Origin of the sequence: Salmonella sp. 741265116_PST (assembly GCF_046567715.1) — a bacterium.
In the GTDB taxonomy this organism is placed as follows: domain Bacteria; phylum Pseudomonadota; class Gammaproteobacteria; order Enterobacterales; family Enterobacteriaceae; genus Salmonella; species Salmonella enterica.
In genome coordinates, this window is record NZ_JBKFPH010000019.1 from 16,370 (window position 1) to 29,544 (window position 13,175).

Annotated in this window: 11 protein-coding genes; 9 read left to right on the top strand and 2 right to left on the bottom strand. The window is 52.7% G+C overall.

Annotated elements, in window-relative coordinates; translation table 11 throughout:
• The first annotated feature begins 44 nt into the window (after positions 1 to 44).
• On the top strand, positions 45 to 2,069 hold the full coding sequence (gene rep / locus ACLD11_RS14355) for a DNA helicase Rep (protein WP_001238842.1): 2,025 nt from the start codon (positions 45 to 47) through the stop codon (positions 2,067 to 2,069).
• Positions 2,070 to 2,108: 39 nt separating this feature from the next.
• Here rep and gppA read toward each other — a convergent pair whose 3' ends face one another.
• Positions 2,109 to 3,590 (bottom strand): guanosine-5'-triphosphate,3'-diphosphate diphosphatase, encoded by a 1,482-nt coding sequence (gene gppA, locus ACLD11_RS14360; RefSeq protein WP_001089447.1) that lies wholly within the window; start codon positions 3,588 to 3,590, stop codon positions 2,109 to 2,111.
• 118 nt (positions 3,591 to 3,708) lie between these two features.
• Positions 3,709 to 4,974: an ATP-dependent RNA helicase RhlB gene (rhlB, locus tag ACLD11_RS14365; RefSeq protein ID WP_183058926.1), complete on the bottom strand. Its 1,266-nt coding sequence runs from the start codon at positions 4,972 to 4,974 to the stop codon at positions 3,709 to 3,711.
• A 143-nt stretch (positions 4,975 to 5,117) separates the two neighbouring features.
• Between rhlB and trxA the strand changes: the two genes are divergently transcribed.
• The 8 genes from trxA to rffG all read left to right on the top strand — a co-directional run bounded on the left by trxA (position 5,118) and on the right by rffG (position 13,163).
• Positions 5,118 to 5,447 carry a thioredoxin TrxA gene (gene trxA / locus ACLD11_RS14370; RefSeq protein ID WP_001280776.1) on the top strand — a complete coding sequence of 110 codons (330 nt, stop codon included), beginning with the start codon at positions 5,118 to 5,120 and terminating at the stop codon, positions 5,445 to 5,447.
• Between the two features lie 372 nt (positions 5,448 to 5,819).
• Positions 5,820 to 5,903, top strand: coding sequence for a rho operon leader peptide (locus ACLD11_RS14375; protein ID WP_134820045.1), 84 nt, complete (start codon positions 5,820 to 5,822; stop codon positions 5,901 to 5,903).
• 87 nt (positions 5,904 to 5,990) lie between these two features.
• A complete protein-coding gene (gene rho, locus ACLD11_RS14380; RefSeq protein WP_001054532.1) occupies positions 5,991 to 7,250 on the top strand; it encodes a transcription termination factor Rho in 1,260 nt (419 codons plus the stop codon).
• Positions 7,251 to 7,489: 239 nt separating this feature from the next.
• A complete protein-coding gene (wecA, locus tag ACLD11_RS14385) occupies positions 7,490 to 8,593 on the top strand; it encodes a UDP-N-acetylglucosamine--undecaprenyl-phosphate N-acetylglucosaminephosphotransferase (RefSeq protein WP_411012052.1) in 1,104 nt (367 codons plus the stop codon).
• Between the two features lie 11 nt (positions 8,594 to 8,604).
• Positions 8,605 to 9,651: an ECA polysaccharide chain length modulation protein gene (gene wzzE / locus ACLD11_RS14390; protein ID WP_000193413.1), complete on the top strand. Its 1,047-nt coding sequence runs from the start codon at positions 8,605 to 8,607 to the stop codon at positions 9,649 to 9,651.
• A gap of 55 nt (positions 9,652 to 9,706) precedes the next feature.
• Complete coding sequence (gene wecB, locus ACLD11_RS14395; protein ID WP_411012051.1) at positions 9,707 to 10,837, top strand: UDP-N-acetyl glucosamine 2-epimerase; 1,131 nt, start codon at positions 9,707 to 9,709, stop codon at positions 10,835 to 10,837.
• Positions 10,834 to 12,096: a UDP-N-acetyl-D-mannosamine dehydrogenase gene (wecC, locus tag ACLD11_RS14400; protein ID WP_411012050.1), complete on the top strand. Its 1,263-nt coding sequence runs from the start codon at positions 10,834 to 10,836 to the stop codon at positions 12,094 to 12,096. Before wecB ends, wecC begins: the two co-directional genes overlap by 4 nt.
• Complete coding sequence (rffG, locus tag ACLD11_RS14405; RefSeq protein ID WP_411015040.1) at positions 12,096 to 13,163, top strand: dTDP-glucose 4,6-dehydratase; 1,068 nt, start codon at positions 12,096 to 12,098, stop codon at positions 13,161 to 13,163. Before wecC ends, rffG begins: the two co-directional genes overlap by 1 nt.
• The last annotated feature ends 12 nt before the right edge of the window (positions 13,164 to 13,175 follow it).

The window sequence follows — 13,175 nt, forward strand, 5'->3', positions numbered from 1 at the left end:
TCTGCTACAATCCCTCCCCCGTTCGAAGATTGAGCACTATTCCCATGCGTTTAAATCCCGGCCAACAACACGCTGTCGAATTCGTCACCGGACCCTGCCTGGTGCTGGCAGGAGCGGGTTCTGGTAAAACTCGCGTAATTACCAATAAAATCGCCCACCTGATCCGCGGATGCGGCTATCAGGCCCGGCATATTGCGGCGGTGACGTTTACCAATAAAGCGGCGCGCGAAATGAAAGAACGCGTCGGGCAGACGCTCGGTCGTAAGGAAGCGCGCGGTTTGATGATCTCCACCTTTCATACGCTAGGGCTGGATATTATTAAGCGCGAGTACGCTGCGCTGGGGATGAAATCGAACTTTTCATTGTTTGACGATACCGACCAGGTCGCCTTGCTCAAAGAGCTGACCGAAGGCCTGATCGAAGATGACAAGGTTCTGTTGCAACAGCTGATCTCCACGATCTCCAACTGGAAAAACGATCTCAAAACGCCTGCGCAGGCAGCGGCCGGGGCGAAAGGCGAACGCGATCGTATTTTTGCCCACTGCTACGGGCTTTACGACGCCCATATGAAGGCATGTAACGTTCTCGATTTTGATGATTTGATTTTGCTGCCGACGCTGCTGCTGCAACGCAATGACGAGGTGCGCGAGCGCTGGCAGAATAAAATTCGTTATCTGCTGGTGGATGAATATCAGGATACTAACACCAGCCAGTATGAGTTGGTTAAGCTGCTGGTTGGGCAACGCGCGCGCTTTACGGTCGTAGGCGATGACGATCAGTCTATCTACTCCTGGCGCGGCGCGCGTCCGCAAAACCTGGTGTTACTGAGCCAGGATTTTCCGGCGCTGCAGGTGATTAAGCTGGAGCAAAACTATCGTTCTTCGGGCCGCATCCTGAAAGCGGCGAATATTCTCATCGCCAACAATCCGCACGTCTTTGAAAAGCGCCTCTTTTCCGAGCTCGGTTACGGCGCGGAACTCAAAGTGTTAAGCGCAAACAATGAAGAGCATGAAGCTGAGCGCGTTACCGGCGAACTGATTGCCCATCACTTTGTGAACAAGACCCAGTATAAGGATTACGCCATTCTGTATCGCGGGAATCATCAGTCGCGGGTATTTGAAAAATTCCTCATGCAGAACCGCATTCCGTACAAAATTTCCGGCGGCACCTCATTCTTCTCCCGTCCGGAGATTAAAGACCTGCTGGCCTACCTGCGGGTGTTGACCAACCCGGATGATGACAGCGCTTTCCTGCGCATCGTGAATACGCCAAAACGCGAAATCGGTCCGGCCACTCTGCAAAAACTGGGTGAATGGGCAATGACGCGTAATAAAAGCCTGTTTACCGCCAGCTTTGATATGGGACTTAGCCAAAAGCTGACCGGACGTGGTTACGATTCATTGACGCGTTTTACCCACTGGCTGGGGGAAATCCAGCGTCTGGCCGAACGCGAGCCTGTCGCCGCCGTGCGCGATCTCATCCACGGTATTGACTATGAATCCTGGTTGTATGAAACCTCGCCGAGCCCCAAAGCGGCGGAAATGCGTATGAAAAACGTTAACCAGCTCTTTAGCTGGATGACTGAGATGCTGGAAGGCAACGAACTCGATGAGCCGATGACACTAACCCAGGTGGTTACACGCTTTACGCTGCGCGATATGATGGAGCGCGGCGAGAGCGAAGAAGAGCTGGATCAGGTACAGTTGATGACGCTTCATGCATCGAAAGGACTGGAATTCCCGTATGTCTATATGGTGGGAATGGAAGAAGGATTTTTGCCGCATCAAAGCAGCATTGACGAAGACAATATTGAGGAAGAGCGTCGGCTGGCCTATGTCGGGATCACTCGCGCGCAGAAAGAGCTCACCTTTACATTATGTAAAGAGCGCCGTCAGTATGGGGAACTGGTGCGCCCGGAACCCAGCCGCTTCCTGTTAGAACTACCGCAGGATGATTTAATCTGGGAGCAGGAGCGCAAAGTGGTAAGCGCTGAGGAGCGAATGCAAAAAGGGCAAAGTCACCTGGCTAATCTGAAAGCCATGATGGCGGCAAAGCGAGCGAAATCGTAGGCCAGATAAGCGAAGCGTCATCCGGCAATCAGACCACGGTTAGCGAACGTCCAGCGGCCAGTGTACATAGCTTTGCCACTGGCTTTCCTGATCAATCAACTCTTTACCCAGCGGGTGATGCGCCAGCCAGTCGCCAGGCAAGGTTAACGTCAGATTTTCATTTAGCGCCTGTAGCGTAATTTCTGGTACCAGATCGTCACGACGGCGACCGGCAAAGAGAATCGCCAGTCGTAGCAAACGGCATAGCTGTTCCGCAACACGGGGCGGTACCGCGTTTTGCTGATGAAGCGAAGAGAGATCGACCGGATTGGTCTGATTCAGTAAGAGGGTGGCAAGCAACTTTTTCTGCGCGGGCGTATAACCAGGCAGATCTAAATGGCGTACTAAATAGGCGGCATGATAGGGCGCTTGTTTAAAATCAACGCTCAGACCGATCTCATGCAACTGGCAAGCGCTAAGCAACAGTTCACGACTGATAGGCTCAATATGCCAGGCATTTTCTACCTGTTTGAGGAAGTTATCTGCCAGCTTCGCCACACGATTTGCCTGATCGGTATCGACGATAAACCGACGCTGAATGTTTCGCAGCGTGCGGCTGCGGATATCCTGATCTACCGCCAGATGCAACATCCCATACACCAGCCCTTCGCGTAACGCGCCGCCTGCCAGCGTCATGCTCTGGATGTTCAGCTCGGTAAATATTGCGATCAGAATAGCCAGCCCGCTTGGGAAAACCAGCGCGCGCTCCAGCGTCAGGCCTTCGATTTCCAGCTCTTCCAGACGCCCGCACTGTATCGCGCGTTGTTTTAGCTGCTGCAGTTTGGCGAGCGTAATGCGCTCGTCCATCCCCTGCGCCATCATGATTTCCTGCAACGCCTGTACGGTGCCGGAGGCACCCACGCAGACCTTCCAGCCATGAAAACGCAGTTCATCGGCGACCGGACGCAGCACATCGCGCGCGGCTTTCTCCGCGTCATCAAAGTTTTCTTGCGCCAGATTACGATCGCTAAAATAGCGTTCAAGCCACGTTACGCAGCCCATCGACAGGCTAAACAGCGACGTGGTTTGCGCGCCAGTGCCGGTAACCAGTTCAGTGCTGGCGCCGCCGATATCCACCACCAGCCGCTGATCTGCGCCGCCGGTGGTATGAGCGACCCCCTGATAAATCAGCCGCGCCTCTTCTTCGCCGCTGATAACCTGCACCGGACAACCAAGGATAGTCTGCGCTTTCGCGATAAATTCCCCCGCATTGACGGCGAGACGCAATGTTGCGGTGGCAACCACGCGGATTTGCGGCTGCGGAATATCCTGCAAACGTTCAGCAAACAGACGCAGGCATTGCCAGCCGCGTTCCATCGCTTCGGCTGAAAGGTGGTTGTCATTGTTCAGACCCGCGGCCAGACGCACCTTACGTTTTATTCGGGTCAACGTCTGGATGCTTCCCGCCGCCTCGCGCACGACCAGCATATGAAAACTATTGGAACCGAGATCAATGGCGGCATACAACGAGGTGGAATTCATACACTTCATCCTTCAACCGGTATCCGTGTTGGCTGCGTACTCTTCCTAAGCTCATCGGGATTTGTTTTCTTGCCGCCTTGATACAGGCTAAATGATTTTGTGTATGGCATAACTTTTCTTAACCTGAACGACGACGATTACGCGGAGCGCCAGCGCGGCGTGGGCCATTGCCTGTACGCGGGCGCGTTAAGCGCAACGGCTTGGGCAGATCGTTCATGAGCGCTTCCGGATTGTATTTGCTGACCGGAATCGAGTGGCCGATATAGCTCTCAATGGCGGGCAGATTCAGCGCATACTCTTCGCAAGCCAGGCTGATGGAATGACCGCTGGCGCCAGCGCGACCGGTACGACCGATACGGTGAACATAGTCTTCACAATCGTCTGGCAGATCGTAGTTAAAGACGTGCGTTACGGCGGGGATATGCAACCCGCGCGCCGCGACATCGGTCGCCACAAGAATATCCAGATCGCCGCGGGTGAACTCATCCAGAATCCGCAGGCGCTTTTTCTGCGCGACGTCGCCGGTCAGCAGACCAACACGATGGCCATCTGCCGCCAGATGTCCCCAGATATCTTCGCAACGATGCTTGGTGTTGGCGAAAATAATGGCGCGATCCGGCCACTCTTCTTCGATCAGCGTTTGCAGTAAACGCATTTTCTCTTCATTAGAGGGGTAGAAAAGCTCTTCTTTAATGCGGTGGCCGGTCTTTTGCTCCGGTTCCACTTCAACATATTCGGCGTTGTTCATCTGTTCAAACGCCAGCTCGCGAACCCGATAAGACAGGGTGGCGGAGAACAACATGTTCAGACGCTGCGCAGCCGGCGGCATACGACGGAACAGCCAGCGGATATCTTTAATAAAGCCCAAATCGTACATGCGATCGGCTTCATCGAGTACGACGACCTGAATGGCGCCGAGGTTAATGTGATTTTGTTTGGCGTAGTCGATCAGTCGGCCCGTCGTACCAATAAGAATATCAACGCCGCTTTCCAGCACTTTAAGCTGCTTGTCGTAACCATCGCCGCCGTAAGCCAGGCCTAATTTTAAGCCTGTCGCTTGCGCCAACGGCTCCGCGTCTGCGTGAATTTGTACGGCTAATTCACGCGTCGGCGCCATGATCAGCGCGCGCGGCTGGTTCACCTTGCGATCGTCGATCGCGGGATGAGAAAGTAAATAATGAAACGTTGACGTCAGAAACGCCATCGTTTTCCCGGTACCGGTTTGCGCCTGCCCTGCAACGTCACGACCCGCCAGCGTTAGCGGAAGGGCCAGTGCCTGAATGGGCGTACAATTATAAAACCCTTTTTTTTCAAGGGCTTCAACCACCTGTGGGTGCAGGGCGAAGTCGGAAAACTTCTGTTCTGTTAAATGTGTTTTGCTCATAGTGTGGTAGAATATCAGCTTACTATTGCTTTACGAAAGCGTATCCGGTGAAATAAAGTCAACCTTTGTTGGCGAAGTTAACATCAGCACCTCGTTGGTTAATGCTACACCAACACGCCAGGCTTATTCCTGTGGAGTTATATATGAGCGATAAAATTATTCACCTGACTGACGACAGTTTTGACACGGATGTACTCAAAGCGGACGGGGCTATCCTCGTTGATTTCTGGGCAGAGTGGTGCGGGCCGTGTAAAATGATCGCTCCGATTCTGGATGAAATCGCTGACGAATATCAGGGCAAATTGACCGTTGCCAAACTAAACATTGACCAGAACCCAGGTACTGCGCCTAAATATGGCATCCGCGGTATTCCGACTCTACTGCTGTTTAAAAACGGCGAAGTGGCGGCAACCAAAGTAGGCGCACTGTCTAAAGGTCAGTTGAAAGAGTTTCTTGACGCCAATCTGGCGTAATACCTTTTATACCCAAAATAATTCGAGTTGCTTAAAGGCGGCAAGGGAGTGAGTCCCCAGGAGCATAGATAACTATGTGACTGGGGTGAGTGAGCGTAGCCAACACATAAGCGACTTGAAGTATGAAGGGTATATACGTCGAATGACAAAGGCGCTGTATGGTCAGGCGTCTGTCATTTGACGAATGATTAAGGTATCAGGCCGTTTCGTGGCGTCTGTTGTCCTTACGTTATTCTTAAATTGTCAGGATCTCTGGACGCCCGGTCTGAGTCGTGCTAAGTTAGTGTTGACTTCGAATTAAACATACCTTATTAAGTTTGAATCTGGTTTTATCCGTCACTTCCCGTTTTTTCTCGCACGAGAAGTGGAAAGATTCCTGGCTCTTCGCTCATTCCGTCTTGTCGTTTCAGTTCTGCGTACTTTCCTGTGACCAGACAGCGAACAGACATGAGTTGATAGCCGTAAACAGGCATGGATGACCCTGCCATACCATTCACAACATTAAGTTCGAGATTTACCCCAAGTTTAAGAACTCACACCATTATGAATCTTACCGAATTAAAGAATACGCCGGTTTCTGAGCTGATCACTCTCGGCGAAAGTATGGGGCTGGAAAACCTGGCCCGTATGCGCAAGCAGGACATTATTTTTGCCATCCTGAAGCAGCACGCAAAGAGTGGCGAAGATATCTTTGGCGACGGTGTGCTGGAGATATTGCAGGATGGATTTGGTTTCCTCCGTTCTGCAGACAGCTCCTACCTCGCCGGTCCTGATGATATCTACGTTTCCCCCAGCCAAATCCGCCGTTTCAACCTCCGCACTGGTGATACCATTTCTGGTAAGATTCGCCCGCCGAAAGAAGGTGAACGCTATTTTGCGCTGTTGAAAGTTAATGAAGTTAACTACGACAAACCGGAAAACGCCCGTAACAAAATCCTCTTTGAGAACTTAACCCCGCTGCACGCAAACTCTCGTCTGCGTATGGAGCGTGGTAACGGTTCTACCGAAGACTTAACGGCACGCGTTCTGGATCTGGCTTCGCCGATCGGTCGCGGCCAGCGCGGTCTGATTGTCGCGCCGCCGAAGGCGGGTAAAACCATGCTGCTGCAGAACATCGCGCAGAGCATCGCGTATAACCACCCGGACTGCGTGCTGATGGTGCTGCTGATTGACGAACGTCCGGAAGAAGTGACCGAGATGCAGCGTCTGGTGAAAGGCGAAGTGGTTGCGTCTACCTTTGACGAACCGGCATCCCGCCACGTTCAGGTTGCCGAAATGGTTATCGAGAAGGCGAAACGTCTGGTTGAACACAAGAAAGACGTTATCATCCTGCTCGACTCCATCACCCGTCTGGCGCGTGCCTACAACACCGTGGTGCCGGCTTCCGGTAAAGTACTGACCGGTGGTGTGGACGCTAACGCATTGCATCGTCCGAAGCGTTTCTTCGGCGCGGCGCGTAACGTGGAAGAAGGCGGTAGCCTGACTATCATCGCGACGGCGCTGATCGATACCGGTTCCAAGATGGACGAAGTTATCTACGAAGAGTTTAAAGGCACCGGTAACATGGAGCTGCATCTTTCGCGTAAGATCGCTGAAAAACGCGTCTTTCCGGCTATTGACTACAACCGTTCCGGTACGCGTAAAGAAGAGCTACTCACCACTCAGGAAGAGCTACAGAAAATGTGGATACTGCGTAAAATCATCCATCCGATGGGTGAGATTGACGCGATGGAATTCCTCATTAACAAACTGGCGATGACCAAAACTAATGACGACTTTTTCGAGATGATGAAGCGCTCATAACCTGGTCTTTACCTGAAAACGCCACGTTTTTACGTGGCGTTTTTGTTTTATATCTGTAATCTTAACGACACATTTACAAAACGATGATAAACCGGGTCGGGGCTTCGCCATCCATTCGTTATCGGTATCGTGTGGTTGATATTTAAACAATTCTGCCTGATTCAGAGCAGGGTTTCCCTTCTGAATAAAGGTCTTCATGGTTATACTTCTGGTACTAATTTTATCTGAGAGCACGCATTGTGAATTTACTGACCGTGAGTACTGATCTCATCAGTATTTTTTTATTCACGACACTGTTCCTGTTTTTTGCGCGTAAGGTCGCAAAAAAAATCGGTTTAGTGGATAAACCCAACTTTCGTAAACGCCACCAGGGGCTGATACCGTTGGTTGGAGGGATTTCGGTTTACGCAGGGATTTGCTTCACATTCGGAATCGTTGATCACTATATTCCTCATGCGTCGCTTTATCTTTCTTGTGCGGGCGTACTGGTTTTTATCGGTGCGCTGGACGACCGTTTTGATATCAGCGTGAAGATCCGTGCGACCATACAGGCCGCGATCGGTATCATTATGATGGTATTCGGTAAGCTCTATCTTAGCAGCCTCGGCTATATCTTTGGCTCCTGGGAGATGGTACTCGGTCCCTTCGGTTATTTTCTTACTCTGTTTGCGGTATGGGCGGCGATCAACGCTTTCAATATGGTGGACGGTATTGACGGCCTGTTGGGCGGGCTATCCAGCGTCTCATTCGCGGCGATGGGGCTGATTTTATGGTTTGACGGTCAAACCAGCCTGGCAATATGGTGCTTCGCAATGATCGCCGCGATTCTGCCTTACATTATGCTTAATCTCGGTATTTTGGGGCGGCGTTATAAAGTCTTTATGGGCGATGCCGGTAGTACTCTGATTGGTTTTACCGTTATCTGGATCTTACTGGAAACGACGCAGGGGAAAACTCACCCTATCAGTCCGGTTACCGCGCTATGGATTATCGCTATCCCTCTGATGGATATGGTGGCGATTATGTATCGCCGTCTGCGTAAAGGAATGAGTCCCTTCTCACCTGATCGTCAGCACATTCACCATCTTATCATGCGCGCCGGATTTACCTCTCGTCAGGCGTTTGTACTGATTACGCTTGCCGCCGCCATTCTGGCGGGAGTAGGCGTAGCGGCAGAATATTCTCATTTTGTTCCTGAATGGGTTATGTTGGTGCTCTTTTTGCTAGCATTCTTCCTCTATGGCTACTGCATTAAGCGGGCCTGGAAGGTGGCGAGATTTATTAAGCGTGTGAAGCGTCGCCTGCGCAGGCACCGTGAGAACCGGCCAAACTTAACCAAGTAAATGAGGATGCGATGACACAACCATTACCGGGGGCACGCGCGGTGAGCGCTGAAAATGAACTGGATATTCGCGGGTTGTTTCGTACTTTATGGGCCGGCAAATTCTGGATTATCGGCATTGGCCTGCTATTTGCCCTTATCGCGTTAGCCTATACCTTTTTTGCTCGTCAGGAGTGGAGTGCGACGGCGATCACCGATCGCCCAACCGTAAATATGTTGGGCGGTTATTACTCCCAGCAGCAGTTTCTGCGCAATCTGGATATTAAGACCGACCCCGCTTCTTCCGATAAGCCCTCGGTGATGGATGAAGCGTATAAAGAGTTCATCATGCAACTTGCCTCCTGGGATACGCGCCGCGATTTCTGGTTACAGACGGACTATTACAAGCAGCGAATGGTCGGGAATAGCAAAGCTGATGCGGCGATGCTTGATGAACTGATCAATAACATACAGTTTACGCCCGGCGATTTTACACGCGCCATCAACGACAACGTGAAGCTGATTGCTGAAACTGCGCCGGACGCCAATAATCTGCTGCGTCAGTATGTCGCATTCGCCAGCCAGCGGGCGGCGAGCCATCTGAATGATGAATTAAAAGGTGCCTGGGCTGCGCGTACCGTGCAGATGAAAGCCCAGGTCAAACGGCAGGAGGAGGTTGCGAAAGCGATCTATTCACGTCGTGTAAACAGTATTGAGCAGGCGCTCAAAATTGCGGAACAACATAATATTTCTCGTAGCGCGACGGATGTCCCGGCAGATGAATTACCGGACTCAGAGCTTTTTTTACTCGGTCGCCCTATGTTGCAGGCGCGTCTTGAAAATCTGCAAGCGGTTGGCCCTGCGTTCGATTTGGACTACTTTCAAAATCGGGCAATGTTGAATACGCTTAATGTGGGGCCGACCCTGGACCCTCGTTTTCAGACCTATCGTTATTTGCGTACGCCGGAAGAACCGGTAAAACGTGATAGCCCACGCCGAGCCTTCCTGATGATTATGTGGGGTATCGTTGGGGCGCTAATCGGTGCGGGCGTTGCCTTAACCCGTCGCCGCACGATTTAGCAACACCTCTGCAGTAGGGGGCTGGGCCCCTACTGTCTATTCGAAGAGAATCGATGTGAAAGTACTGACTGTATTTGGTACACGACCGGAGGCCATTAAGATGGCGCCTCTGGTCCATGCGCTGGAAAAAGATCCTCATTTCGAGGCCAAAGTATGCGTTACTGCGCAGCATCGGGAGATGCTTGATCAGGTATTAACTCTTTTTTCTATTGTGCCTGATTTCGATCTCAACATTATGCAGCCGGGACAGGGGTTGACGGAAATTACCTGCCGAATTCTGGAGGGATTAAAGCCGATCCTGGCAGATTTTAAACCTGATGTGGTGCTGGTTCATGGCGATACCACCACTACGATTGCTACCAGCCTGGCGGCTTTCTATCAACGAATTCCGGTAGGGCACGTAGAAGCCGGGTTGCGAACCGGCGATCTCTATTCCCCCTGGCCGGAAGAGGCAAACCGCACGCTGACCGGACATCTGGCGATGTACCACTTTGCGCCGACGGAAAACTCGCGGCAGAATCTGTTGCGGGAGAACATTCCGGATGAGCGCATTTTTGTCACTGGCAATACCGTTATTGACGCGCTGATCTGGGTACGCGATCGCGTTCTGGCGAGCGATACATTACAGGCTGAACTGGCCGAGCAGTATCCTTTCCTCAATGTGAATAAGAAGATGATTTTGGTGACCGGTCATCGGCGTGAAAGCTTTGGTCAGGGCTTTGAGCATATCTGCCAGGCGCTGGCGGAAATCGCCGCCGCGAACCAGAATGTGCAAATTGTCTATCCGGTGCATCTCAATCCCAACGTCAGCGAACCTGTCAACCGTATCCTCGGCCATGTTGAAAACGTGGTACTGATTGAGCCGCAGGACTACTTACCTTTTGTCTGGCTGATGAATCACGCCTGGCTCATTCTGACCGATTCCGGCGGTATTCAGGAAGAAGCGCCGTCATTAGGTAAGCCGGTATTGGTCATGCGTGAAACCACAGAGCGTCCGGAAGCCATTACCGCTGGTACGGTAAGACTGATCGGCACGGACTCCCGGCGCATTGTGGCGGAAGTTATGCGTCTGCTGCACGACGAAAATGAATATCAAACCATGAGCCGCGCCCATAATCCTTATGGTGACGGGCAATCATGCGCGCGCATTTTACAGGCGTTAAAAAGTTATCGGGTATCGTTATGAGTTTTACGACCATTTCTGTTATTGGGCTGGGGTATATCGGATTACCGACTGCGGCCGCTTTTGCTTCCCGCCAGAAGCAGGTTATCGGCGTGGATATCAACCAACATGCAGTAGACACCATAAATCGCGGTGAAATTCACATCGTGGAGCCGGCGTTGGGCAATGTGGTGAAGATGGCGGTGGAAGGCGGCTTTCTGCGTGCGACGACGACACCTGTCGAAGCCGATGCGTACCTGATTGCCGTGCCGACGCCATTCAAAGGCGATCACGACCCTGATATGGCCTATGTGGAAGCCGCGGCGAAATCCATTGCGCCGGTATTAAAAAAAGGGGCACTGGTGATTCTGGAATCAACATCGCCGGTCGGCGCAACGGAGCAAATGGCTGGCTGGCTGGCCGGGATGCGCCCGGATCTGACCTTTCCCCAGCAGGTGGGCGAGCAGGCCGACGTGAATATCGCCTATTGTCCGGAGCGTGTGCTGCCGGGGCAGGTGATGGTGGAACTCATTAAAAATGACCGCGTGATTGGCGGTATGACGCCAGTATGTTCGGCTCGCGCCAGCGCGCTGTACAAAATTTTCCTTGAGGGCGAATGCATTGTCACCAACTCGCGCACCGCAGAGATGTGCAAGCTGACGGAAAATAGCTTCCGTGATGTGAATATTGCCTTTGCGAATGAATTGTCGCTGATTTGCGCCGATCAGGGGATTAACGTCTGGGAATTGATCCGTCTGGCGAACCGCCATCCGCGCGTCAATATTTTGCAGCCGGGCCCAGGCGTTGGCGGGCACTGCATTGCGGTCGATCCGTGGTTTATTGTGGCGCAAAATCCGCAGCAGGCGAGACTAATTCGCACCGCGCGTGAAGTGAACGACGGCAAACCGCACTGGGTGGTCGATCAGGTAAAAACCGCGGTCGCAGATTGCCTGGCGGCCACCGATAAACGCGCCAGCGAAGTGAAAATCGCCTGTTTTGGGCTGGCCTTTAAGCCGAATATCGACGATCTGCGCGAAAGCCCGGCGATGGGGATCGCGCAAAGTATCGCCCGCTGGCACAGCGGCGAAACCCTGGTCGTCGAACCGAATATCCGTCAGTTGCCGAAAAAATTGGACGGACTTTGCACGCTGGCGAAACTGGACGCGGCGCTGGCCGCCGCCGATGTGCTGGTGATGCTGGTCGATCACGACGAATTTAAAGCGATTCCCGGCGATGCGGTTCTTCAACGTTATGTGGTGGATACCAAAGGAGTCTGGCGCTGATGAAACGGATTCTGGTGACCGGCGGCGCAGGCTTTATCGGATCTGCGGTGGTGCGGCATATCATCCATGAAACGGCAGACGCGGTGGTGGTGGTGGATAAACTCACCTATGCGGGCAACCTGATGTCTCTGGCATCGGTGGCGCAAAGCGACCGTTTCGCCTTTGAGAAGGTGGATATCTGCGATCGGGCATCACTGGAGCGAGTTTTCCAGCAGTATCAGCCCGATAGCGTGATGCACCTGGCGGCGGAAAGCCATGTAGACCGTTCTATCGACGGCCCGGCGGCGTTTATTGAAACGAATATCGTTGGTACTTACACCTTGCTGGAAGCCGCTCGCGCTTACTGGTCCGCGCTTGACGCGGACGCTAAAGCGGCGTTCCGCTTCCACCATATCTCTACCGATGAAGTGTATGGCGACCTGCATACTGCAGACGATTTCTTCACCGAAACCACGCCATATGCGCCAAGCAGCCCTTATTCCGCCTCCAAAGCCAGCAGCGACCATCTGGTACGCGCCTGGTTACGTACCTACGGTCTGCCTACGCTTGTCACCAACTGTTCTAATAACTACGGGCCCTACCATTTCCCGGAAAAACTGATCCCGCTGATGATTCTGAACGCGCTGGCGGGTAAACCATTGCCGGTCTATGGCAACGGTCAGCAAATTCGCGACTGGCTGTATGTGGAGGATCATGCCCGTGCGTTGTATCACGTGGTGACGAACGGCGCGGTGGGCGAAACGTATAATATTGGCGGTCATAACGAGCGTAAAAATCTGGATGTGGTCAGGACGATCTGCGCTCTGCTGGAGGAGTTGGCCCCGCAAAAACCGCAGGGTGTAGCGAATTATCACGATCTGATTACCTTCGTCGACGATCGACCCGGCCATGACTTACGCTATGCCATCGACGCGTCGAAAATCGCCCGCGAGCTGGGCTGGACGCCGCAGGAAACCTTCGAAAGCGGGATGCGAAAAACCGTTCAGTGGTATCTCGCCAATGAGGCCTGGTGGAAACCCGTGCAGGATGGCAGTTATCAGGGCGAACGCTTAGGGCTGCAACGCTAAACGGTAGGTTCT